22 protein-coding genes and 1 pseudogene are annotated in these 25,180 nt (G+C 42.4%); 9 read left to right on the top strand and 14 right to left on the bottom strand.

All coding sequences use genetic code 11. The annotated features are described in order from the left end of the window. Positions 1–14 precede the first annotated feature (14 nt). Positions 15–731: a 3-ketoacyl-ACP reductase gene (locus J4N25_RS15745; RefSeq protein ID WP_207422747.1), complete on the top strand. Its 717-nt coding sequence runs from the start codon at positions 15–17 to the stop codon at positions 729–731. Positions 732–945: 214 nt separating this feature from the next. Here J4N25_RS15745 and J4N25_RS15750 read toward each other — a convergent pair whose 3' ends face one another. The 3 genes from J4N25_RS15750 to J4N25_RS15760 all read right to left on the bottom strand — a co-directional run bounded on the left by J4N25_RS15750 (position 946) and on the right by J4N25_RS15760 (position 7,540). Beyond that, on the bottom strand, positions 946–1,641 hold the full coding sequence (locus tag J4N25_RS15750; RefSeq protein WP_207422748.1) for an outer membrane beta-barrel protein: 696 nt from the start codon (positions 1,639–1,641) through the stop codon (positions 946–948). A gap of 656 nt (positions 1,642–2,297) precedes the next feature. Further along, positions 2,298–3,323 (bottom strand): hypothetical protein, encoded by a 1,026-nt coding sequence (locus J4N25_RS15755; RefSeq protein WP_207422749.1) that lies wholly within the window; start codon positions 3,321–3,323, stop codon positions 2,298–2,300. A 449-nt stretch (positions 3,324–3,772) separates the two neighbouring features. Continuing rightward, a complete protein-coding gene (locus J4N25_RS15760; protein ID WP_207422750.1) occupies positions 3,773–7,540 on the bottom strand; it encodes a hybrid sensor histidine kinase/response regulator transcription factor in 3,768 nt (1,255 codons plus the stop codon). A gap of 282 nt (positions 7,541–7,822) precedes the next feature. On the opposite strand from J4N25_RS15760, the gene J4N25_RS15765 reads away from it, so the two are divergent. Both J4N25_RS15765 and J4N25_RS15770 read left to right on the top strand, forming a co-directional pair. Next, on the top strand, positions 7,823–9,454 hold the full coding sequence (locus J4N25_RS15765; RefSeq protein ID WP_207422751.1) for an alpha-amylase family protein: 1,632 nt from the start codon (positions 7,823–7,825) through the stop codon (positions 9,452–9,454). A gap of 243 nt (positions 9,455–9,697) precedes the next feature. Beyond that, positions 9,698–10,033, top strand: coding sequence for a hypothetical protein (locus tag J4N25_RS15770; protein WP_207422752.1), 336 nt, complete (start codon positions 9,698–9,700; stop codon positions 10,031–10,033). A 250-nt stretch (positions 10,034–10,283) separates the two neighbouring features. Here J4N25_RS15770 and trpA read toward each other — a convergent pair whose 3' ends face one another. The 4 genes from trpA to trpD all read right to left on the bottom strand — a co-directional run bounded on the left by trpA (position 10,284) and on the right by trpD (position 14,116). Then, the gene (gene trpA / locus J4N25_RS15775) at positions 10,284–11,069 is read right to left on the bottom strand and encodes a tryptophan synthase subunit alpha (RefSeq protein WP_207422753.1); all 786 of its coding nucleotides are present in this window, start codon (positions 11,067–11,069) and stop codon (positions 10,284–10,286) included. Between the two features lie 199 nt (positions 11,070–11,268). Further along, positions 11,269–12,447 carry a tryptophan synthase subunit beta gene (gene trpB, locus J4N25_RS15780; RefSeq protein ID WP_207422754.1) on the bottom strand — a complete coding sequence of 393 codons (1,179 nt, stop codon included), beginning with the start codon at positions 12,445–12,447 and terminating at the stop codon, positions 11,269–11,271. A 16-nt stretch (positions 12,448–12,463) separates the two neighbouring features. After that, the gene (locus tag J4N25_RS15785) at positions 12,464–13,111 is read right to left on the bottom strand and encodes a phosphoribosylanthranilate isomerase (protein ID WP_207422755.1); all 648 of its coding nucleotides are present in this window, start codon (positions 13,109–13,111) and stop codon (positions 12,464–12,466) included. Between the two features lie 6 nt (positions 13,112–13,117). Then, positions 13,118–14,116, bottom strand: coding sequence for an anthranilate phosphoribosyltransferase (gene trpD / locus J4N25_RS15790; protein WP_207422756.1), 999 nt, complete (start codon positions 14,114–14,116; stop codon positions 13,118–13,120). Positions 14,117–14,425: 309 nt separating this feature from the next. Here trpD and J4N25_RS15795 point away from each other — a divergent pair, with 309 nt between their 5' ends. Together J4N25_RS15795 and J4N25_RS27250 are read left to right on the top strand one after the other, a co-directional pair. After that, complete coding sequence (locus tag J4N25_RS15795) at positions 14,426–15,019, top strand: ATPase (protein WP_207422757.1); 594 nt, start codon at positions 14,426–14,428, stop codon at positions 15,017–15,019. Then, on the top strand, positions 14,994–15,143 hold the full coding sequence (locus J4N25_RS27250; protein ID WP_500784468.1) for a DUF8506 family protein: 150 nt from the start codon (positions 14,994–14,996) through the stop codon (positions 15,141–15,143). Before J4N25_RS15795 ends, J4N25_RS27250 begins: the two co-directional genes overlap by 26 nt. A 62-nt stretch (positions 15,144–15,205) precedes the next feature. Here J4N25_RS27250 and J4N25_RS15800 read toward each other — a convergent pair whose 3' ends face one another. After that, positions 15,206–15,415 carry a type II toxin-antitoxin system HicB family antitoxin gene (locus J4N25_RS15800; RefSeq protein WP_207422758.1) on the bottom strand — a complete coding sequence of 70 codons (210 nt, stop codon included), beginning with the start codon at positions 15,413–15,415 and terminating at the stop codon, positions 15,206–15,208. A 454-nt stretch (positions 15,416–15,869) separates the two neighbouring features. On the opposite strand from J4N25_RS15800, the gene J4N25_RS15805 reads away from it, so the two are divergent. Continuing rightward, complete coding sequence (locus J4N25_RS15805) at positions 15,870–16,598, top strand: acyl-CoA desaturase (RefSeq protein WP_207422759.1); 729 nt, start codon at positions 15,870–15,872, stop codon at positions 16,596–16,598. 139 nt (positions 16,599–16,737) lie between these two features. Here the strand turns inward: J4N25_RS15805 and J4N25_RS15810 are convergent. The 6 genes and pseudogenes from J4N25_RS15810 to J4N25_RS15835 form a co-directional block, all read right to left on the bottom strand. Further along, positions 16,738–17,586: pseudogene (locus tag J4N25_RS15810) on the bottom strand (glycosyltransferase family 2 protein); the annotation flags it as partial. Between the two features lie 121 nt (positions 17,587–17,707). After that, a complete protein-coding gene (locus tag J4N25_RS15815; RefSeq protein ID WP_207422761.1) occupies positions 17,708–17,899 on the bottom strand; it encodes a cold-shock protein in 192 nt (63 codons plus the stop codon). A gap of 77 nt (positions 17,900–17,976) precedes the next feature. Then, a complete protein-coding gene (locus J4N25_RS15820) occupies positions 17,977–19,524 on the bottom strand; it encodes a carbon-nitrogen hydrolase family protein (RefSeq protein WP_207422762.1) in 1,548 nt (515 codons plus the stop codon). A 123-nt stretch (positions 19,525–19,647) separates the two neighbouring features. Continuing rightward, a complete protein-coding gene (locus tag J4N25_RS15825) occupies positions 19,648–19,839 on the bottom strand; it encodes a cold-shock protein (protein WP_207422763.1) in 192 nt (63 codons plus the stop codon). Between the two features lie 113 nt (positions 19,840–19,952). Next, positions 19,953–20,471: a GNAT family N-acetyltransferase gene (locus tag J4N25_RS15830; RefSeq protein ID WP_207422764.1), complete on the bottom strand. Its 519-nt coding sequence runs from the start codon at positions 20,469–20,471 to the stop codon at positions 19,953–19,955. A gap of 69 nt (positions 20,472–20,540) precedes the next feature. Beyond that, entirely contained in the window at positions 20,541–21,434 is an 894-nt protein-coding gene (locus tag J4N25_RS15835) for a phosphodiester glycosidase family protein (RefSeq protein ID WP_207422765.1), read from the bottom strand. Positions 21,435–21,552: 118 nt separating this feature from the next. On the opposite strand from J4N25_RS15835, the gene J4N25_RS15840 reads away from it, so the two are divergent. The 3 genes from J4N25_RS15840 to J4N25_RS15850 all read left to right on the top strand — a co-directional run bounded on the left by J4N25_RS15840 (position 21,553) and on the right by J4N25_RS15850 (position 25,174). Further along, on the top strand, positions 21,553–22,683 hold the full coding sequence (locus J4N25_RS15840; protein ID WP_207422766.1) for an alpha/beta hydrolase: 1,131 nt from the start codon (positions 21,553–21,555) through the stop codon (positions 22,681–22,683). Positions 22,684–22,710: 27 nt separating this feature from the next. Then, the gene (locus J4N25_RS15845; protein WP_207422767.1) at positions 22,711–23,508 is read left to right on the top strand and encodes an SDR family NAD(P)-dependent oxidoreductase; all 798 of its coding nucleotides are present in this window, start codon (positions 22,711–22,713) and stop codon (positions 23,506–23,508) included. 163 nt (positions 23,509–23,671) lie between these two features. After that, positions 23,672–25,174, top strand: a complete 1,503-nt coding sequence (locus J4N25_RS15850; protein ID WP_369410860.1) for a sensor histidine kinase — start codon at positions 23,672–23,674, stop codon at positions 25,172–25,174. Positions 25,175–25,180 lie beyond the last annotated feature (6 nt).

The following is a 25,180-nucleotide window of genomic DNA, read 5'->3' on the forward strand; positions in this document are numbered from 1 at the left end:
AACGCAAAATAATTATGGAATCTCTAAAAGATAAAATAGCACTGGTAACCGGTGCCGGAAAAGGCATCGGTAAAGCCATCGCAATAGCCCTTGCAAACGAAGGAGCTCATGTAGGCTTGATTGCCCGTACAGAAAGTGACATTGCTGCCGTAGCACAAGAGATCTCGGCTCTGGGATTAAAAAGCGCTTATGCTACAGCAGATATCAGTAATCGTACTGAAGTTGAGGCTGCCGTGAATAAGATCCAGTCGGAATTAGGAAACGTAGACATCCTTATCAATAATGCCGGAACAGGAACCTTTGGTAAATTCCTCGAGCTGGAACCAGAAGTTTGGGAAAACCAGGTAAAAGTAAACCTATTCGGAGTTTACTATGCTACAAGGGCTGTATTGCCTCAGATGATCGAAAGAAAGTCAGGAGATATCGTTAATATCTCGTCCACAGCTGGAAAAACCGGTAGCCCGATAACCAGTGCCTACAGTGCGTCAAAGTTCGGCGTGTTCGGTCTTTCAGAAAGCCTGATGCAGGAAGTGAGGAAACACAACATTCGCGTAACAGCCCTGGCTCCAAGCACTGTGGTTACCGACCTTGCTTACAGCGCTAACCTCATTAACGGTGATCCGGAAAGAGTAATGCATCCCGAGGATTTCGCAGAGTTCATCATAGGCCATTTGAAGTTGAACAGACGGGTATTCGTAAAAGAAGCAAGCTTGTTCTCAACCAACCCGTAGAGGATTTACGATTTAGGATTTACGATTTACGAATTACGATTTAGGATTTACGATTTCGGAATTACGATTGGACTTGCTTCCAGTCAGCCTGAACGCGTTCTGCTTAAACTATTCGTAGAGTCAACCGAAGCGCCTCTACGGATAGTTTTAGAAAAAGAATGCATAATCCCCCAAATCAGTGTAATCATTAATAATCGGTGTAATCCCCACTAATCTAAAATAACCCCTGCGGACCAAAGCAGACCTTAAATCCTACCGAGGCAACCCCATACATATCCGGGATATTACTAAATGGCGCTCCTTTAGAAGCATCGTTATACCCGTCCAAACCTTCGCCGGTAGTAATGTTCAGCTGATAGTTAATGTTAAAGATACAACGTGTATAGCCCCAACGGTCGGTAATGTTAAAGTTCATTCCCGTATTGATCGGAACCCTTACTCCAATGCTTTTATTCGTACCCGGAAACACATAACCTGTACCCGGCTGCACCCGCACAATATCCCCATCACTGATCGTGTTCTGTATCACTCCTAAGCCAACCCCGGTATAGAGGGTCCGGATAGCGTAAAGGAAACCACTACGCTCAAAATCAACAACCTGACCAAGTTGCACCTTTACTCCCAACGAAGCGGCGTTATAATCATTCTTGAAATACCGTAAGTGCTTATCCGTTTCACGGTCCCCGCCAGAAAGCGTCCCTTTCTGCAATTCGACCCCAATCGACGTAAAGGGAGTGATATTATAATCGAAGTTAGCTCCGATAGTTGTAGCCAGGCGTTTTTTAGAAAGATCCGCAAAAGCCACGCTCGGTCCGATACTTGCTCCGGCCGATAATTTGTAATAATTGTACTGACTAAATGCTGTTGAAAATGTTAAACAAGAAATTATTACCAGTAGATACCTTTTCACAAAAATCCCTTTCTCTTAGTACTATGTTAGATGTGAGGGTTATAACGGGAAGAACTTGAGAAGGTTACAGGCAATTTAAACTCGGATGGTAATAAGTGCCCGGTATTAGTGTTCATTTGCGGCTCTGCGAATTTCACTGGAAACCTACACTGACACCCGGGCTTTGGCCGTTCTGAAAGAAAACTAGGCCTGGCCTTATTGGTAAAAAGCTATCAGGCTGGCCGGACACTTAAGGGAGCAGAAGATCTTTTGGCAGGCCGTCTACGCATAATTTCCCAACTGTTAAAGAGCAAGCCCTTTGTCTTAACTTGTTTCAATTGACAAGCGTCACAAACTCTCAGCCGCTTTTCCGGATTATAAAGCCAGTAATGAAGCCCGAGGTTACAACGATGAATTTTAAACATATATGAAGTAAATGTTAATATAAGGTGTTTTATATGTCTTTGTTTTTCAAATGTCTCCGATAATTTAGAAAACCTTACTTCTCATCATTTTGGAGGTCTTCAAAAGCATTTGTGATAAACAATACGCCATTAAAGGGCAAAACGTTACAAAGAACTAAATGTCAACCCTATTATCCATACATAATAGCAAAGGCAGGGCACCCAAAGGAGCCCTGCCTCATTATCATAATTTCTTCCTGTATCGTTTATTTGCTATCCGCAATTATTACTAACAGTCGCGTAGCTACCTGAACCAGAAACTGAAGTTCCTGAGTTGTTACAGCCCGCTTTAACAGAACAATTAGCCACATTTTCAAGCCAGATACCAATGTTGGTACAACCTGTGATCCTGGCGTTGTTCAAATGACAGTTGTTACTTCCGCTAAGTACAAAGTATCCGCGACCACACTGATCAGCGTTTAACATCTCTGTTGTTACCCTGCTACAGCTATTCGCCAAGCGCAAACCCGCATAACCGCCATTGTAACTGCAACGGTAGGCAGTTACGGTTCCAAGAGTACCATTAATGGTTTTATTTAGCAGTACTCCGCACTCGCCCATATTCCTTGCTACAAGTCCATACCCTTTGAATCCATCTACGCTGTAAGTTTCAAGACCGTGACTGCTTCCATTTTCAAACCGGCAGTCCTGAATGTGCACCCTGTACACCCAACGACCTTCTTCGTACGGACGGCTAGGGTGGCTGTCGATCCGGATACCAATGCTACCGCCAAAGATCCTTACATTCTGGATATAGATATCACTTGCTCTACTGGTACGGATACCCATATTGGTATTGTTATTCAGGATCATGTCATAGATCTTGATACCACCAGTTCCATCACGGTAAAATCCATAACCTGTGTGATTCTTGTTAAATGTAACATTATGACAATACAAGGTTAGGCCTGGTTGAAGGTTGATCTGGGAGGATAATGTTCCTCCTACCAAAACGTGAACTTCACGGTTACCTGTTCCAATACAATTGTTAATGGCTGTCGCCAGACTACTTGTGGTGCCCTGATCTACATTGTTAACACGCCAGATAAAGTTGCTGCCCGAAGCCCTTACCTCATTTACATAGGCCGAAACAGTGGCCGAATTTTTACTGTTCGCCGAATTAACAGCTTCTTCTTCTTTTAAAGGATTGTCTTGTTTGCTGCAACTTGTAATTACGATTGCTGCAGCAAGGGCTGCAAACTTCAGGAGGGTACCTCCAAGTAAGGTGTTTCTTTTCATTATTTAGATAATTGGTTTATAATCTGCCTACTCTTAAGATTTTCAGCTTCCTCTTTTATAAACGTGACTTAGAACCACTAGCTGGGTCAGGTTATGATGATGTCGTTATTACAGGTGGCAATTCTGATCAGACGCGACCCGTTTTTTAATTTTCCAATTGGTTCTTTTGACTCTCAATCCCAGCTTAATATATCTTGGTCAGTTATATACAATATAATGTGTTTTGTCTTAGTTTAACCTCTTGCAGGTCTCTTTGACATATTGTAAAGGTGAGGTTTACGAGGTCAAAATAGCGAGTAGTTTCGTTCGGAATAGGGGATACAGGCGTTCAAAAGTGTGCGTTAAACATAACATAAAGGCATTTTTTTCTCCAAAAAGCATTTTTCATACTGACATCCACAAATTTCATATTTGGATATTGGCCATACGGGATTGGGCAGAACCTGGGCTTAGGCGGGTCTGCCGGTATTGATCTTGATATATTCCGAAGGCGTAATTCCAAACTCTGCTTTGAAGCATTTCCTGAAATAATATACCTCAGAAAAGCCCACCATAAATGCAACTTCGCTCACGTTAAATTTCCGGTCCTTCAATAATTGCTTCGAGCGTTCCAGCCGCATCTCTTTGATCAGTTCAGCAATGCTTAATCCCGTTAGTGCTTTTATTTTCGCATACAGCTGGGTCCTACCCATTCCTGCCGCATTGCAAACATCTTCAACAGAGAGTTCACTGTTTTGCAGATGTTCTTCAATTAATTGCTTTACTTTCATCAGCAACTTCTCATCCGGTGAGGTGGGGATATTTATAGCAGGCTTTAGAGCGGCGGCTATGCGATATTTTTCTTTTAGTTGATTCCTTGCAATCAACAGCGATTTAACTCTTGCACCAAGAAGGCCCAAACTAAACGGTTTGGTGATATAATCATCCGCCCCCAATTCAATACCTTCTATCTTATCCTCGAGCGGCGACTTTGCAGTTAACAGTACCACCGGGATATGAGCCAGTCTCGCGTCAGATTTTATTCTTTTACAAAATTCGAACCCGTCCATTTCCATCATCATAATATCAGATACAATAAGGTCGGGAAGCTCCTGATAAGCTAGTTTTAGTCCCTCAACGCCATTTTCAGCCTCTAGAACCGAGTAGGCTGGTAGGAAAAACTCCTTCAGGTAGCTCCTCAGCTCAATATTATCCTCCACAAGAAGTATTGTAGGTAATAGTCCGTCAACCAGAGGACAATCAGGTGTAATTTTCAACTGAGTTCTGATGCTCGCAGAAATACCAGGAAAGTTGGGCAGATCGATATCGTCCAGCAACAATTCATTTTGTTCTACTGTGTCTTCCGCACCTGTACCCAAGTTAACCGGCAGCTCTACCGTGAAACAAGTTTCACCGTAATTCTTATTTAACCTGCTACTGGCTGCCCGTATACTCCCTCCATGCAGTTCAACCAAACTTTTACTGTAGGCCAAGCCAAGTCCCGTTCCACCCTGCCTGTTTCCCGATGCTTGTCTGAAGGGCCTGAATATAAGTTCCAGTTCCTCTTCCGGAATACAGATACCATTATTTATCACTTTAATCACAGCGCAAGCAGGATGCCCATCTTTGTCCTGATCCAGCTCAAAGCTTATTCTGATCGTACCCGAAACGGGAGTGAACCTTAATGCATTTGACAGAAGGTTGGAGATGATCTTTTCCAGCTTGTCTTCATCTACGGGGCAGGTGAATTGCCCTGGCTTATAGGATGAGATCAGTTTTACATTCTTAATATTGGCAAGAGGTTTAAAGGCCGAGACAACCCCAGTAAGGAAATGCACAAGATCCACTTTTTTCAGTTCCAGCTGGCTGCTTCCTGCTTCAAGCTTTCTAAAATCCAGCAGTTCGTTCACAAGTTTTAGCAGCCGGTCGCCACTGGCCTGCATGGTGGTCAATTGAGTACGGATTATCCGGTTTTCACCCAATAAAGCAAGCAGGCGCTCTATTGGCGCAAGAATCAAGGTGAGTGGCGTTTTTATCTCATGAGATATATTCGTGAAAAATTCCAGTTTGTTCTGGTGCAGCTCGTTCTCCTTTTCGCGTATCAATACCTCATAAGCAAGTTTGGATTGTAAACGGGTAAACTTAGTAGCATAATAATGATAGGTGAAAGCCCCTGCAACGACCAGAGATCCATATAGGAGATAAGCCCAGGTACTCGCCCAAAAAGGAGGTAGCACCTTGATATGAAGTGTGGCCGGTTTGGTGTTCCACACCCCGTCGCTGTTGGAAGAAATAACTTTAAATATATAGTTACCTGGTTCAAGGTTTGAGTAGGTTGCAATACGCCTGCTGGCATCCGTCTGCAGCCAGTCCTTATCAAACCCCTCCAGTTTAAAAGCGTATTTGTTCCCCTTTGGATTGGAATAATGCAAGCCAGAGAACTCAATCGCTATACTTTTATCACCCGAATTAAGCTCAATGTTCCTGGTAAGGTACAATGGCTTGAACAGAACAACGCGTCCATTTACCTTTTCATTTATACCCACCCGTTGATGCAGTATCTGAAGTTCTGTTAATACAGCTGCCGGAAGTGTTTTCTCCGGTAGAATACTATCAGGGTAGAACACATTAAATCCGTTGTTCCCCCCAAAGAAAAGCTTTCTCAACGACTCACTTTTGTAAACCGCCCCGTCGGAGAATTCATTACTCTGAAGGCCATCCTGTAAGGTGTAGTTCTGAACCTTGAAGTCTTTGGTGTTGAGCTTTGATATACCTTTTTTGTGACTGATCCACAGATTACCTTTTTCATCCTCTGTAATTGCAGCTATAGATGATCTCGGAAACCTTCCTGTCGACGATAAATTGGTGAATTGGTTTTTACTTGGATCATAACGGTCCAAACCGTTCCCTGTGCCGATCCAAACAATGCCTTTTCTGTCTTCATAAATACTGAATATCCGGTTGTCGCTAAGGGAATTGGACTGGCGGTTGTGAAAAAAGTGCTTAACTGCAATATAGCCAGGCGCTTTATTAACCTGTTTCAGAACGGTAATGCCTCCTCTTAAGCCTCCATTGCCTTCAGCACCTATCCATACCTGGCCTTTACTATCCTGCATGATCACCCTCGAAAATTTATCAACCAGGCTTTCCGCAATATCCAGGTGAACAAGCTTATTTTTCAAATGATCAAACACATAAACTCCATTCCATGTCGCAAACCACATGTTTTTGTCCCTGTCTTCAGTAATTCCAAACACTGAGATTTCTTTCAAGCCATCAACACTGTAATCTCTGAAAGTATTAGTAGAAGGATCATAGCTGTTCAAGCCAGCCTTTGTTCCAATCCAGATCAGTCCCCTGCTGTCGCAGAAAATACTTCGTATCTGGTTATCGTTTATTGTTTTCCTGCCGTCTTTAACAATATGCCTGAATTGCTGCCCCTGCATAACAGTGACGCCCTTATCCCGTGTGCCTATCCATAGGTTGCCTGCTTTATCTTCGCAAATTGCCCTTACATTATTATCAATAATTGACCGTGTATTTAAAGGGTTATGGTAATAATGCTCGAAGGGTTTTAAATTAAGATTAGCCTTGTTAATACCATTACTATAAGTGCCCGCCCAGAAAATGTTATGATCGTCTTTATAGATATCCGTGACGTAAGAATCGCTGAGCGACCAGGGATTTTCTACACTCTGCTGATAAGCCGTTTTCTGCCTTGTATTAACATTCGTTTCGATAAGGGAATTTGTCCGGGTATCAATATGCCACTTTACACCTTTGAATCCGATATTAACCGTTTCAACATGTCTTCTGCGCTCGGTAAGCTTTTCGAAAGCTAACGGAATCTTAGTTCTCGGAATCCTTTCAAAGTTGTCATGTTCATAGTTATACCTGCACAATTCATCATTATCGAAAGTGCGTATCCAGATGTTCTGGTCCTGATCCAGAACGATGTTGTGTATCCTGTTGTTGTTGATACTTTTATTGTCTCGCGGATCGTAGGTGTAGGTTTTGAACGAATACCCGTCATAACGGCAAAGACCATCCCAGGTACCAAACCACATAAAGCCGTATTTATCCTTAATAATTCCATGGATAGTGTTTTGGGCAAGACCATCCTGTGAACTGATATGTTCAAACTTCAAGTCTCTGCTCTGACAAAAGCTGCTTTTCGGAAATAGCACAAAAACGAACAGTAGAAAAGCAATAGATATTCCTTTACTTATATAATACATGAACGGCTTGAATGGCGACAAACTTGTTCCCCGAATTCACCATAGGAAGATGCTTTTTGGGGATGGTTAGCTTATATCTTGGTTTATGTAAATCTAAAAAAATCCTTCAGGTCTTAATAAAATTTTAATTCTTTCTTATGATGAATATTAAAATTCATACGCTGAGGTCAATTGACTGGCGCAGATCCAAACAATTTACCTACCAAATTTCTTTTCCCTCATAAGTATAAATACTTAAAAGAACCCGGCTCGTACGGAATTTACAAATAACAGTCACAACACATGCTCGAACTCCTTTGGTATAAGAACGCAGTAATTTACAGTCTCGACCTGGAAACCTTCCGCGATGGTAACGGGGATGGCACAGGCGATTTTGAAGGATTATGTAACAAACTGGATTACCTCCATGCCCTTGGTGTAGATACCATTTGGCTGGCTCCCTTCCAGATCACTCCCAATAAAGATAATGGTTACGATATCGCAGATTTCTACGGCGTCGATCCAAGGCACGGCTCCAGTGGCGATTTTGTCAACTTCATGCACAAAGCAAACCAGCTGGGATTAAGGGTGATCATCGATCTGGTAGTTAACCATACTTCCGATCAGCATCCCTGGTTTATAGAAGCGCGTTCCTCCAAAGACAATCCTAAGAGAGATTGGTATGTTTGGTCGGATGAAAGGCCGTCCGACTGGGATGAGGGTATGGTATTCCCTGGAGTTCAAAAGGCAACATGGACACTCGACAAGAAGTCCAAATCGTACTACTTCCACCGTTTCTACGAATACATGCCTGACTTAAACACGGATAATCCCAAGGTACGCGACGAGATCCTGAAGATAATGGGTTATTGGTTGCAGCTGGGTGTATCCGGATTTCGTATGGATGCGGTTCCCTTTGTGCTCGAATCTCCTGTACCAGGCGCCAAGGAATCGGTAATGCACTTCGAGTACTTAAAAGAAATGAGGGCTTTCCTTCAATGGAGTAAGGGGGATGCGGTGCTGCTGGGCGAAGCCAACGTTCTACCTGAAGAGAGCAAGAATTATTTTGGTGAAGCCGGAGATGGTATTCACCTCATGTTCAATTTCTTTGTGAATCAATACACCTTCTATGCTTTAGCTACCGGCGATACCAAACCTCTTGTAGACGCACTGTTAGCAACCAAAGAGATCTATCCGAAGAGCCAATGGGCTTACTTCCTCAGGAACCATGACGAGCTGGACCTCGGCCGCTTAACTGATGAGGAAAGGCAGAAAGTATTCGAACGCTTCGGTCCCGAGGAGGACATGCAGGTATACGAACGCGGGATAAGGAGACGTTTGGCCACCATGCTTGGAAACAGGCCCCAGATAGAGCTAGCATACAGCCTTATGTTTGCCCTTCCAGGCACTCCAGTGATCCGCTACGGCGATGAGATAGGTATGGGCGACGATCTCAACCTGAACGAACGCGACGCAGTAAGAACACCAATGCAGTGGACCAGTGATAAAAATGCCGGTTTCTCTACTGCAGATAAGCTGGTTCATCCTGTGATAGAAGAGGGAGTGTATTCGTACAGCCACATTAACGTAGAAAACCAGCGGCGCGATCCCGGTTCACTTCTAAACTGGACCACCGCACTTATCCGGGTAAGAAAGGAATGCCCCGAAATTGGCACCGGCGACTGGCAAATCCTCGACACCGGTCTCAACTCCGTCCTCGGAATGAGCTACCAATGGAAAGAAAGGAAGCTCTTCACCTGGCACAACTTCAATGAGAAACCACAGGAAATAGTCATCACCGCAAAAGAAGCCGGCAGCACCCGCCTCATCGACGTCTTCCACAATATCGAAAGTGTCGCTGATGCCAAAGGGAATCATACCATATTGCTGGAAGCGTTTGGGTATAGGTGGTTTAGGAGAGGGGAGGGGATTTAAAATCTAATTTCATTTATGTTGTGTAAATGTATCTCAGTACTTAATAACTTCTCAAGATGCTCTTAACTCTTTTTTCTTTTACTTTTCTCTTGATAGAAAAGTAACAAAAGATCAAGAAAAGAACGAAGCTTCAGCCCACTAGGCCCATTCTGGCCCGCCGTTCTTTTCGGGCCACCGCGCAGTACTTCGATCAGCTGCAGATCAACTCACAAGTTAGAACCCTGACTATCTTCTTCTTGTGAAATGGAGGGAAGAACTCTGGAGATCACTACAACCAGTGATCAAAGCGATTGTGCTTTGGCTCAGAGTTCGGGAAAAAATTGCCTTGGCAACAGGACGAGAGCGGAGGGAAGGTGTCTTAGCTGGTTTGCGAAGCGAAGGGCTTGTGCGAAACAGGGGCAAAGCACCGTGTGGTTGACAAGACAATTTGTGCGAAGACATGCGCGAAAAGAACTCCTTGCCAAAGCACGAGCGCTTCGATTGGTCGCTGTTCTGGCCACTATCATTCTGCCTCTCAAGGCAGAAAAGTATAAAGACAAAAACTCAAGGGATAAAAAGCATCAGTTGTTCAACAAGTGAGCAGAGTACGGCGCGGTGGCCCGAAAAGAACGGCGGGCCCGGGTTAGCCTTGCGGGATGAAGCTTCGTTCTTTTCTTGATTTTTGCTTACTTTTTATCAAGAAAAAGTAAGAAGAAAGAAAGTGAAAAGCAGAATGGGAAGTTATTAAATACTGAAGTTGGCTAAACAAAGAAATATTGAACTAAAATAGAATAAACAAAAAAGGCCATCCCTTACAGACAGCCTTTCAAAAAATAACATTAATAACTTGTTAGGCCACTACCTCTTTCCCTTTCAAAGCAGCAACAAATTCCCCGATCTTTTCCATATAGCCCTCTTCACCAAGCAATTTCACAAAAGCACTACCAACAATAGCGCCTTTGGCGTACTGACTTGCTTTGCTGAAGCTCTTATTGTCGGAGATACCGAAACCAACCATCGTAGGGTTCTTCAATCCCATAGAAGCGATGCGGGCGAAGTAACCTTCCACATCAGTATTTACATTAAGGTTCTTACCGGTAGTAGAGGATGAAGAGAGCAGGTAAATAAAACCATTGCTCAGCTCATCGATCTTGCGGATGCGGGCCTCTGAAGTAGTAGGAGTGATCAGGAAGATATTGCTTAATTTATGTTGCTCGAAGCAATCTTTATAAAGCTCTTCATACTCATACATCGGCAGATCGGGAACGATAACTCCGTCAACACCTACTTCCTCGCATGATTTGCAAAAGTTTGCAACACCGTATTGAAGCACAGGGTTTACATAGCCCATTAGTAACACAGGGATAGAAACACGCTTCCTCAGGTCCTTAAGCTGTTCGAATAACACCTTTACAGTCATACCATTTTCGATGGCACGTAAAGAGCTGTTCTGAATAACCGGACCATCAGCCAATGGATCAGAATAAGGCACACCGATCTCCAGGAAATCAGCACCAGCCTTCTCCAAAGCCTCCGCAATGTCAAGCGTGCTGTTCAGGTTAGGATACCCAGCAGTAAAATATATAGAAAGCAGATTTCCTTCTTTCTCTTTAAAAAGTTGATTGATTCTATTCATTTGATAATCATAATAATTATTGCAGTGTCCGGCTTTAAGTTCTCTGCTTTATGCTCTCTGCTTTATGCTCTTTGCTTTATGCTTTCTGCTTTATGCTCTCTGCTTTATGCTCTCTGCTTTATGCTCTCTGCTTTATGCTCTCTGCTTTATGCTCTCTGCTTCAAGCTTTCTGCTTTATCCTCTCTGCTCTCTGCTTCTTTTACAAATCAAAATATTTCATATACGTACTCAGGTCCTTGTCGCCGCGACCAGATAAACAAACCACCACACTCTCTCCATTAAACTTCATCTTGTCTAACTGGGCAAGGGCATGGGAGCTTTCAATCGCAGGAATGATACCTTCCAGGCGTGCCAGTTGATATCCAGCTTGCATAGCCTCGTCGTCTGTGATGCTTACATAAACACCGCGACCAGAAACATGTAAATGAGCATGCTGAGGACCAATACCAGGATAATCCAATCCTGCAGAGATAGAGTAAGGTTCAACCACTTGTCCGTCTGCTGTTTGCATTACCAAAGAACGGCTTCCATGCAGTACCCCGTCTTTACCAAGGGCAGTAGTAGCTGCAGATTCTCCTGTATCCACACCTTTACCAGCCGCTTCAGCAGCGATCAACGTCACATTTGGCTCATCAAGGAAATGGTAGAACATCCCGGCAGCATTACTTCCGCCTCCTACACAGGCAAGCACATAGTCAGGAGTTTCCTTGCCGGTCTTCTCCTTCAATTGCCATCTGGTTTCCTCGGAAATGATGGCTTGAAAGCGGGCAACCATATCAGGGTAAGGATGCGGTCCAACCACCGAGCCGATAATATAATGCGTATCAACAGGATTATTGATCCAGTCGCGTAAAGCCTCATTTGTAGCGTCTTTCAAAGTCTGACTACCCGAAGTTGCAGGGATCACCGTAGCTCCCATCATCTTCATACGCGCCACATTAGGTGCCTGGCGTTCGATATCTACAGCCCCCATGTACACCACACATTCAATACCTTTCAAGGCACAAACAGTAGCCGTAGCTACGCCATGCTGACCAGCACCTGTCTCCGCAATGATCCTTTTTTTACCCAGGCGCTGAGCAAGTAAGATCTGCCCGATCGTGTTATTGATCTTGTGCGCACCGGTATGGTTAAGGTCTTCTCTTTTCAGATAGATCTTCGCGTTGTACTTTTCAGAAAGTCGTTCAGCGAGGTATAAAGGAGAGGGGCGACCTACATAATCCTTCAGCAAGCTGTTAAACTCGGCTACGAAGGCTGGGTCATGCATGATCTCCAGGTATTGTGCTTGTAGTTCTTCTACGTTCGGATACAGCATTTCAGGAACATAAGCTCCTCCAAAATTTCCGTAGTATCCTCTTTCGTTTACGTGATAGCTCATAGTCTTTATTTTTCAATCAGGCAGGGATCTCTTTTATTCGGTTAAATACCGGCCTTAATTTATCGATGTCTTTTAATGCAGGTTCTAGTTCAAAGCGACTATTCAGGTCGAAGGCATAAAAACGCGTATCTTCCAGTTTTAGCGCCTCCTCAATATTATCAGCATCCAAACCTCCGCTAAGGAAATAAGGAGTGTTCAGTTTATAGCCTTTCAGCAGATCCCAGTTAAAGGTCTGGCCCGAACCCCCATGAAGTTTCGTCTTGGTGTCGAACAAGAAATAATCCACTAGTCCTTCATAGGCTTGCAGTATGCTAAAGTCGAACTCTTCATCCACTCCGAAAGCCTTGATGATCTCCAGTCCTGTAGCGGCAAGTTCCTTGCAAAGTTCCGGACTTTCAGCACCGTGCAGTTGCAGGGCATCCAAATCATATATCGCAATTTTAGCTAAGATATCCTCTTTCGAAGCATTAACAAAAACTCCGGTTATTTTTACCGTTTCCGGGATAGCTTCCAAAGTTCCCTCAGCAAGCTCGTCAACATATCGCTTGGAGGGTGGGTAGAATATTAAACCCATATAATCAGGTTGCAGATCCATCAGGTCCTGAATGTTCCTGAGGTCGCGCATACCGCATACTTTTATTTTAGGAGAGTGGGGAGCGTTCATAGATCTTTAAGCGTAGGTTACAGAAAGCAATTTCTCAAAGCTGTTTAAAGCCTTCTTGCCCATCAGCACATCCTCTGCCTCGTAGAAACAATCTGCGAATGATTTCTCAGGAGTAATGGTCCTGATCGCCAGCGCAGCATTGCAAAGAACTACATTATTTTGTGCCGTAGTGCCCTCTCCATTTAGCACTGCTGTAAATATCTTAGCAGAATCTTCAACAGAATGACCACCAGAAATAAGTTTCGGATCAATACGATCAAAACCAATGCTCTCCAATGTATAGATCTGTTCTCCATCATTAGAGAAAGTTTTGAAGCTTCCCGTTAAGGAGATCTCATCATACCCGTCTAAGGCATGCAGAATGCTATATCTTTTATTACTTTTCTGATACAAATAAGCGTAAATGCGGGCTAGTTCGAGACTGAATACGCCCACCGACTGGTACTTCGGCCTTGCAGGGTTAACCAGAGGGCCAAGCATGTTGAAGAATGTTTTTACGCCTAGTTCTTTGCGGATAGGCGCCATAGTTTTCATTGCCGGATGGAACAACGGTGCATGCAGGAAGCAGATATTCGCCTCCTCTACACTTTGTCTCAGTTTATCCGGTTCGTTGGTGAATTTATAACCCAGATACTCCATCACATTAGAAGAACCACAGCCAGAAGAAACACCATAATTACCATGTTTCGCCACCTTATAACCAGCCCCGGCAACCACGAAAGAAGCAAGGGTCGAAATATTGAAGGTATCCTTACCATCGCCACCAGTACCACACAGATCGATCAGGTCGTAACCCTCCAGTTTTGGATCAAGACAAAGGTCCAGCATAGCATCTCTAAAGCCCTCCAGTTCCTCGATGGTGATATTACGCATGCAATAAGCAGTCATAAAAGCCGCCATCTGCGAGTTATTGAACTGTCCCTTAGCAATATTGGTCAAGATCTCCTTCGCCTGGCTCTTAGTAAAGGTCTTGTGTTCAAATAGGTAATTTAAAATTTGTTTCATTTCTTCTGTATCCCCGTCGTTGTACTCAAAAGCAAAAAAAAAGGTTGCCTTTTGAGCAACCCTGTTTTTCTTTATACAATTATTCACACATAAAGATTGCCCTCAGCTTAATGCGAGTGCCACCAGATGATATGTGCAAGTGTTAAATTCATTCTTCAGCAACAAATATGAAAATATCTTTTCTTAGCTCCAAAGCTTTTTTTAAAATTTACTTTTTGAGGATGGGCTGGAGAGGGGGCACTATTTTTAAATCATTCATAAGGTTATCTATAAGCCGCATTATAGGAGCATTTTTATACCTTTGTTAAGGTGTCAGACAAAAATTTATATATAATAGCAGGATGTAACGGTGCTGGAAAGACAACAGCTTCTTTCACGATCTTGCCTGAAATTATAGATTGTAGAGAATTTGTCAATGCCGATGAGATAGCAAGGGGGTTATCGCCATTTCAACCGGAACAGGTAGCTTTTGAAGCTGGTCGAATTATGCTAAGCAGAATGGCTGAACTATTAGCTAATAGCAAAAGCTTTGCTTTCGAAACTACTTTATCTGCAAGGCATTATAAGAACACGATTGGCGCTGCAAAAGAAAAAGGGTATAGAGTTACGCTTCTTTTTTTCTGGTTGCAAAGTGTTGAATTAGCCAAGGAGCGTGTGAAAATTCGTGTCTCTGAAGGAGGACATGATATCAAAGAAGACATCATTGAAAATAGGTACAGGAAAGGAATTCAAAACTTATTTGATATTTATTTGAGTGTCGTTGATGAAGCCCTTATTTTTGATAATTCATTCGGCATGCCTGAACTCTTAGCTGAAAGCACTAAAGGAGGAATAATTATTGTAAATGAAAATAGGTTTGCAGAGTTAAGGAACTATTATGACACCAAGGGAAGAACATACTGAACTTCGCAATAAAATTCTACAAGGATTAGAAATTGCTTACAAAAAACTTATTGAGTATAAAAAACAGAAGAACTCTGTATTGGTGATTATTAGAGACGGTAAAATTACAAAAGTGAAGCCTTAGTTCAGTTCAGAATACTAATCGCCAAAGTTTCACAAAACCGTTCTTCTAGTTTGGCCAATATGCTATTTCTTAAACTCTTTGCCTAATTCTTTACACGTTTCCAGATAGTCATCCACAGTGTCTTCAAACAACTTCTCTGTCTCTGCCAAAGACTCTGCTTCGAATGTAACCAAATCTTCGATGTCCAATATCTTACCGTGAAAGATACTATCCTCATTACTATACTCTACAACTCCAATGTAACCTTTATAATGATGATACTTTGCATCCATAAAATACAACCTTTTTATATTTTAATACATATAAATCTATCCATTCTTCTCATTTTTATATCTAAAAGAATATAAACTTTTACAAGTACAGCTTTAAATCTCAATAATAAATTGCGGATCAAACCCCTCAACAATGTCAGCCTCGGAAAAGCTAATTTACCTTAACCCAAATTCCTGATGAAGTTTACTAAGGATTTGAACTTTCATTCTTAAACGTAGCAAATTTTCTAAAAAATAGTCTTTTCTTTAACTTCCTAAAGCCAGGCACCCTTCTCCCTGTTTCGTGTACGGAGCTCTATAAAGATATGGATGGAATTATTGGCATTTTTTTAAAAATTGTTCCCAACATTTAAAACCACCCGGCTCTCTAAACGTTCTTTGAATACGGCGCATAATTCATAAAGCGCTTCATAAAATCCTTAGTATATCAACATAACAAGTTTTCCTTCTTACAATGAATATTCTGGTTTTCTTTGTTAGCCACTGGTTTCTCTCGCTATTTTTTCAAACGTTTTTCCTGCACCGTTATGTCTCCCACAAGGCCTTTAGTATGAGTAAGTCATGGGAAAGAATTTTCTATTTCCTTACTTATATTACTCAGGGGACCTCTTTCCTTCACCCATACGCTTATGCAACCATGCATCGCGATCATCATGCCTTTAGCGACACAGAAAAAGATCCTCATTCTCAGCATTTCTTCAAAGATGTTTTCAAAATGTCGTGGGCAACGTTTTTAACGTTCAATGATCATGTTAGGCGGTCGAAAGATCCGGCATTAAAAGCAGGGGGAAGATACCCACAATGGAACACCCTCGACCGTATTGGTTCAAGCATTTTATCAAGGGTGGGATTTGGAGCGGCGTATATAGCTTTTTATATCGCCTTTGCTACTTCCTGGTGGATGTTTTTGCTACTTCCCATTCATTTTTTGATGGGACCTTTACATGGAGCTATTGTAAATTGGTGCGGACACAAGTATGGTTATTCGAATTTCAACAACCATGATCACTCCAAAAATACCAGTCCTTTTGGTTTTCTTATGCTAGGCGAGTTATTTCAAAACAATCACCACCGGTATCCCAACAGCGCCAACTTTGCCCAGCGCTGGTTCGAGTTCGATCCCGTTTATCCGGTTCTAAAGTTCCTTCATTTCGTGAAAATCATTCGGCTCAGAAATGCCTAAGCTTTAAAATGAATTCGACTGTAATCTTTCATTCCTTCATTCTCTCCTTCATTCCTTCTCTCATTCTCTCATTCATTCATTCACTCCTTCACTCATTCCTTCCTTCTCTCATTCCCTCATTCACTCATTCCTTCCTTCACTTCTTCCCCTTCAACAACTCCTTGATCTTCACGTCAACGATCAATCTGAACCAGAAGCCTTGAAGAAAGTGAAAAAGCACGCCGGTCTTTCCGTCCAGTATTCCCAGTTGAAAGATCATTCGATAGCTGAAGTAAAGGAAGGGGCGAAGTCCCAGGGGCATGCGCCACCAAAGACTTTTTAGCCAGGCAATCCGCTCGTCGGGACTACCAAAGAACTTAGGTTGTATGGTTTGGGTACGCAAGGCATTCATCCGCTCGATCTCCTCATGGGCAACCAGGTCGCTGTAACGGTTGTGTTTAGCAATCCAAAAGCTGATCTCGTTCTCCTTCAGGTTCTCTTCCAGGATATGGCCGTCCTTCCAAACGATCGTTTTACCAGGAACAATGAAGCGATGGTCCATATTCTCGTTCAAGTCGGAGAAGCCAACGCCGCGACGGAACATCTTCAACAAATACTTTGGATAATAGCCGCCATGCTTCAGCCATTTACCCTTGAAGAAGTTTTTGCGGTTGAAATAAATACCGTTCACATCCTTGAAATCCTCATCGCGGAAGTTCTTCAGCTTGTTAAATAGCTCAGGAGTAACGATCTGGTCAGAATCTAAACCAATGATCCAGGGTGTAGTGATCTGGAAGGTACTCAGAGCCGCATGCCATTGCTTGGGATGGTTCTCGAATTTATGGTAAGCCACCTCAGCCCCGTACTGCCTGCAAATTTCCAGAGTACTATCCGTACTGCCAGAGTCCAGCACATAAATAGGAGCACCAAGGTTTTTGATAGAAGCCAGTAATCTGGGAATATGGATTTCTTCGTTAAAAGAAAGTACGATAAAGGAAAACTCAGGCATCAGCGAATTTTGAAGCCGTAAATATCTGAAATTCTTTTTTAAGAATAGGTGTTGCCCCAAGGGCAAAAAAAAAGCATCCTCTTTTTAAAGAGAATGCTTCACGATTAAGATATAGTATTTTTTAAGCTACTGTCACATTTACCGCGTTAGGACCTTTACGGCCTTGCTCTACCTCGTATTGAACGCTATCGTTTTCACGAATGTTGTCAACAAGACCAGATGAATGAACGAAGATTTCGCTGCCACCGTTTGCTGGTGTAATAAATCCGAAACCTTTAGTTTCATTGAAAAATTTTACTGTTCCTTTTTGCATTTTATTATAATATGCTATAAAGGTAGACTAATTAATCGGTTATCAAAATAAAAGAAATAATTCATTTGTCACTTATTCTACTTCTTCGACTTATTTACAATCTGATAGATATCCAGGCGGCGGTCAGCTAAAGTTCTTACCGCTCCAAAGCTGTGTAACTCCCTTAACAAATCTACATCCACATCGGCAATAAGGGTAGTTTCCGTGTTTGGTGTAGCCTCTGCCTTAATTCCATTACTTGGAAACGCAAAATCAGAAGGGGTAAATACGGCTGACTGAGCATATTGAATATCCATGTTATGCACTTTTGGAAGGTTGCCAACACTACCCGCAATTGCTACATAGCACTCGTTCTCGATAGCTCTCGCAGCAGCACAATTCCTCACCCTGGTATAGCCGTTCTGCGTATCGGTAAGGAACGGAACAAAAAGGATTTGCATACCCTGTTCCGCAAGAAGTCGCGGTAATTCAGGAAATTCCACATCGTAGCAGATAACGATCCCTATTTTTCCGCAGTCGGTATCGAATGTGGTAATAGAGTCTCCACCCACCATACCCCATGCGCTTACTTCCGAAGGCGTAATATGCAATTTACGATACATTTCATGCGAACCATCTCTCCTACAAAGAAAACCTACATTCTGCAGAGTGCCATTTTCAAGAAAAGGCATACTGCCTGTAATGATATTGATATTATAGCTGATCGCGTACTCTATAAATTTATTCCTTAGGGGGATGGTAAAGTTAGCGATCTCACGCATGGCATCAGCACCGCTAAGATGGTTATAAGCGCTCATCAATGGTGCGTTAAACAACTCCGGAAATAGAACGAAATCACTCTTATAGTCACTCACCACATCCACAAAGAATTCAATCTGTTCTAAAAGAGATTCCAGATTAGGGAAGGGGCGCATTTGCCATTGTACAAGTCCCAGGCGGATAATGGATTTCGTAGAATTGATATGTCTTGCTTCCTCATTGTAATAGATATTGTTCCACTCCAACAGCGATGCATACTCCAGCGATTGAGTATCTCCGGGCAAATAACCCTTCAATATCTTCTTCACGTGAAAATCGTTCGCTAATTGGAACGACAGGGTAGGGTCATGTATTTCCTTGCCTTTAACTTTCAACAGATATTCTTTAGGCGTTAGTTGTTCTGCATAGTCTTTATACTTAGGAATGCGTCCTCCTGCAATGATCGCTCTTAGGTTATATCTCTCGCAAATATCTTTACGCGCGTCGTAAAGGCGTCTTCCAATTCGCATTCCCCGGTATTCCGGATGAACAAAGAAGTCGATACCGTATAGCACATCTCCTTTGGGATCATGGGTGGAGAACGTATAATTGCCGGTGATCTGGGCATAATTATGATTGTCGCCAAACTTCCCATAGTTTACTATAAGCGACAAAGCACAACCCGCGATGGCACCATTAACCAGGATACAGATCTGCCCCTCCGGAAACAACTCCACCAGTTTGCTAATATGCTTCTCACCCCAGAAAGACGCGCCTTCCCATTCCGAATAAGCCTCGATCATTGAAGCCTTCAAACCCAGGTAGTCGTCCTTCGTAAGTGTTCTTAATTCTATTTTTAAATCCTCGTTCTTTAAATCTTGCTCCATAGTATGATGATAAAAGGCTCATTAAAGCTATTAACAAAGAAAAACGCTCTTAGCCTACATGAGCCCAAAAAAAAAGCATCCTCCGGTTAGGGAGGATGCTTCACGATTAAAATATAGTATTTTTTAAGCTACTGTTACATTTACCGCGTTAGGACCTTTACGGCCTTGCTCTACCTCGTATTGAACGTTATCGTTTTCACGAATGTTGTCAACAAGACCAGATGAATGAACGAAGATTTCGCTGCCACCATTAGATGGTGTAATAAATCCGAAACCTTTAGTTTCATTGAAAAATTTTACTGTTCCTTTTTGCATTTTATTATAATATGGTATAAAGGTAGGCTAATTAATTGATTCCCAAAATAAAAGATCAGTTATTTCCCTTTGATGACATGGCTGTGATATACCAACAAGCAGCCTTCTTTTCTTTATTCCCAATTATCCCATCCCTCAGCCGGTCCAGGCTTCACTTTCGGGAACTCCCGCAAAACGGCCTTTCTACGAAACTCCATTTTATACATGTCGATACCCTCAGCCCAGAAGTCCTTAGCCACCTCTAGTACGTCGAAGCCTTGCTTTTTATAGAATTCGTAAGCCAGTTGTGAAGTACGCACCGTGATCGTTTTTACACTCTCTATTGCAGTTAATTTTTGAAGCCGGTATAGCACGAGCAGCTTACCCAGATTCCTTCCCCGGTAGTCGGGATGCATAATGTCCCAGCTCAGCTTACCAACAGTTTTTTTATCATCAAAGTTGATTCCCCCGCAGCCCACAATCTTATCTTCGCTGATCAGCACATAATACAGCTCTCTCTCCTGATCCAGATAATGTTCAAAGTCGGCCTCCTCTGCCGGAGCAAAATACTTCGGAGTGTTCAGTCTTAGTAAAGTCAACACCTCTTCCTTATCATCGACTGAATATTCCCGTATGCTAAAATTTTCCTTCATTTTTCAGGCAATATCCTCATATTTCTTTTAATAGCAAAGCGAAGGGCTTTTATGTGCAGCCTGGGACTCCTATTTCCTTCGCCTTTTTATCACCAGCGCATTCGCAACTTTCCTTTCACCAGCATGATCCCAGATCTTATTGTCGCTAGGGTAGCTTACGATACCATTATCAGGAAAACCGTTCACCCATAAGGCAGAAGAGCCTCCACCATCCATACTGATGGCATCACTACAGCCCATCCATTTCAAAACTCTCCCGAGTTCCATCAAGCTCATCCCGGCCGCATTCTTATCCCTCCCGTCAACCACAACAAAAAGTACCTTATTCTTTTTACCCAAGGCTATGGCCGAGCGGGGGTGACAGTAAGTATTGTGCGATACCGGGTCCAGTTGCTGAAGTTGTTTATCAAGCAGCATAACCGGACCTGTAACCAACACATCTTCACCGTCCAACTGCTTCTCCCAATCCTTGCTTCCATCCCACTTGGCAATAGCTACCTTACCCTCATTTATCACAATTGCACCCTTACGGTGAGGAGGACGTTCTCCATTTTTTGAAACAGCATTTGTATCAATGATCACTCCGTTAGACCGAAGGAAATCAACCGATCCACCCTTTTTTACATCAAAAAATCCGGCATTGATTGCCGCAATCGCCTTATGCTCTTTACCGAAATCACTAACTTTCTTCAGCAAGGTATCCTCATACACCAGATCAATAGGATGTTTGCGCTTTCTTTTTACCTCTAGGAAACTGATATACTGATTAGAGTGGAAAAGTACGCTATCCTTAAACCAATACTGCTTCAGCCGAATCCCTGGAGCCACTTTCTTTGTTTCCCATTTCGCCCTTACAACTGATAGAGAATCTGCCTGAGCATAAGAATCAGAAGGGGAGGTAAGTAAGAGAATACCAAGGGTAGTAATAATAAGTAGTTGATAGGGTAGCTTTAAACAGATCATCGTGGTTTCTACGGATTTTTCAACAAAAATAGTCTTTATACTCCCATATTTCATTTAGATGAAGACCCTTTCCAACCTTGGTATAATTTTTATTCGTTATTGGCCTTAAACAATACCTATGAAAACTAAAAATCTAACTACAAAAACCTCTTCGATCTTATCGAATTTAAAAAGCACATGTCAAAGGGGGCTACTAGGTCTTTCTATGGCGGTAATCTGCTTCTCTTCATGCAAAAAAGATGACGATGATAATCCAATAGTAAGTCCGAAAGGGCCAAAGCCAGCCTGGGCGCCTAATATTGAGCCAGAAATGCAGGCCGTTATCGAAAAATACGAAAGCTATGGCGTTCCTCCACTGGAAACCTTAAGTCCGGTTGAAGCAAGAAAACAGCCATCGGTGGCTAATGCGGTAAAAGATCTGATGAGAGAGAACGGCATAGCAATGCCAGCGGCAAATGTTGATACAGCAGGAAGAAATATCCCTGTTCAGGGAGGTATGATTCATCTGCGTATGTATACTCCAGCCTCTTCTTCCAACTCCATGCCCGTAATTGTTTATTACCATGGTGGTGGATGGGTGATAGCAAATACAGATACGTATGACGCATCAATACGTGGTTTAGCCTCAATGACTGGCGCTATCGTAGTATCTGTAGATTACCGACAGGCGCCTGAGTTTAAATTCCCTACAGCTCATAACGATTCATATGCTGCTTATCAATGGGTGTTAGCCAATGCAGCCTCATTTAAAGGAAATCCCGACAAGGTAGCTGTAGCTGGAGAGAGTGCAGGAGGTAACCTGGCAGCAGCCGTAAGTATGATGGCAAGAGATAACAGGATAAAAGTTCCTGTTCACCAGTTACTGGTATATCCAATTGCCAACTACAATTTCGATACGCAGTCTTATAACGAGTACGCCAATGCTAAACCATTAAGCAAGCCGCTGATGCAATGGTTTTTCGATAAATATCTGAGAACTCCTGCAGACGGTGCAAACCCGTGGATCTCTCTGGTAAATGCAAATCTTTCCGGCTTGCCTTCATCAACTGTAATCCTCGCCCAAATCGACCCGCTTCGCACAGAGGGAGAAATGCTGTCAGATAAACTCAAGGCCGCCGGAGTTCCGGTGATGCAAAGAACCTATTCGGGCGTTACCCACGAATTTTTTGGCATGGCCGCAGTATTGCCTGAAGCTAAGGATGCCCAGGGAATGGCCGCATCTGAACTGAAAAAGGCATTTGAAAAATAAACCGTTCAAAAATTTAATATAACTATTATGGAAAATAATCAAAAATATGCCCTTATAACTGGCGGAACAGCCGGTATCGGGTATGAACTGTCTAAACTATTTGCTAGTGATGGATATAATTTGGTACTTGTAGCCAGAAATGAATACGAACTGGCAAGAACTCAAACCGAACTTCAGGATGAGTATAAAATTCAAGTTCACACTATATCTAAAGATTTAATGCAGAGGGAAGCTCCCTTTGAAATCTATGAGGAAATTAAGCGGCAAGGAATAACTATTGATGTTCTGGTAAATGATGCGGGACAAGGCGTTTACGGAGAATTCGTAGATACCGATCTTGATCGTGAACTTGATATCATTCAGCTGAATATTTCAGCTTATGTGATATTAACTAAGAAAATCCTTCAGGATATGTTTATACGGGGTGAAGGTAAAATATTAAACGTAGGCTCTGTTGCCGGAGAAGCACCTGGTCCGTGGCAGGCGGTGTATCATGGCACTAAAGCATTTGTTAATTCCTGGTCCGAAGCTATCCGCAGCGAGTTAAAGGACACAAATATTACTGTTACAGTACTGCTTCCTGGAGCTACAGATACCGATTTCTTTAACAAGGCCGACATGACCGAGTCGAAGATAGTGCAGGAAGGTAAACTTGCCAATCCTGCTAAAGTAGCAAAGGATGGATATGAGGCTTTAATGTCTGGAGATGACAAGATCGTATCAGGACTTAAAAATAAGGCAATGGTTGCAATGGGGAATGTGATGCCCGACACCATGGTGGCTGAAAATATGAAAAGCCAGCAGGAACCCGCCAACAAGAAATAATCACAAAGAGGCTGCTTTTACAAATATAGGCAGCCTCTTTATCTTTAAAGCAGTAAGCATTTGACTGTAAAAACAATATCTAATTAATTGCATTTGTAATTTGTTAAATAGCTATTTTTACTTTATCAAAACGTCCCAGCTATTTAATTTCAGAGCCTTTTTCGTGATACTGGTGCTGGTACTGGTGTTTTGGACCAGCCTGTTGCAAAGCTATGTGCTGTTCCATACCATTGTAGAGCTTTTGTCAATCATTGTCACCTTTGCGCTCTTTATTATAACCTGGAACGCACGAAAAATTATCGGCAACCAGTTCCTTCTTTTTGTCGGCATTGCCTATTTATTCGTTGGTTGTCTAGACCTGTTACATACCCTTACCTATAAGGGGATGAATATTATTCCAGGCACTCTTTATTATGCCAATCAATTTTGGATTGCTACCCGGTTTTTAGAGGTCTGCACGCTGATTATAGGTTTTCGTTTCCTTAAAAGAGAGAAAAGGCTTAACACAGACTTGATTGTTCTTATTTATACTATTCTTTTTGTAGCTATTACCCTCTCCATACTCTACTATAAAAACTTCCCCGAGTGTTATATAGAGGGTCTTGGGCAAACCCACTTTAAAATCTACGCAGAATACATTGTAATTGGCCTTTTGCTATTTGCCATCTGGTTGCTTCACAAGAATAAGACAGCTTTTGACAAACAGATCTGGCCTCTGCTATTATGGTCGCTCATCTTCACAGTAATAAGCGAGTTTTGCTTCACACTCTATATATCCAATTACGGGCTTTCCAATCAAATCGGACATTATTCCAAGCTCATTTCCTTCTACCTTATTTATAAAGCAAATATTGAAACAGGATTCACTCATCCTACACAGTTGCTCTTTAATACCTTATCGCAGGATGAGAAGAAGTACCGAGCCCTTTCAGAGCACCTCAGATCCATACAGGTTGAACTGCAAAATTCCAATGAATCTAAAGACAAATTATTCTCCATCATTGCTCATGATTTGAAGAATCCCTTTGCTTCCATTCTCGCAGTTACCGATCTTATACAAAAACGGGTAGATACGATGCCGAAAGACAAACTGCTGCACTTTCTGAATATTATCCACCGTACGGTCCGTGAAAGCAATATTCTACTTGCAAATCTTTTAGAATGGGCTAAAATGCAAACAGGAATACTTGAGGCAGTTCCGCAGAGACTTGTTGCAGGCGAGCTTTTAGAAACCACTAAAAATTCGCTTGAATCAGTAGCCCTGGCAAAAGAAATCCAAATTGATATAGACGTTAAAACTGAAAAAGTGGTGTTTGCCGACAAAAACATGCTCCTTACAGCACTCAGAAATCTCCTTTCAAATGCAATAAAGTTCAGCCCCTCTAATAGCACTATAGTATTAGCTGTGAAAGAGGATGCAAATCATATAGCTTTTTCTGTTGCGGACAATGGAGTAGGCATATCTGAGGAGGCAATAGCGGCTTTCCTATCCAATGGCCGCTTGAGTTCGACACAGGGGACTGCAAGGGAAAAAGGTACCGGCTTAGGACTTATGCTCAGTAAAGAACTTATCGAAAAGAATAAGGGAAGAATGCATATAGAAAGCGAGCCAGGCAGGGGCAGCATATTTTCCTTTACCATTCCTGCAGATATAACCCCTAATTAAAAATTA

Source organism: Desertivirga brevis, assembly GCF_017355835.1.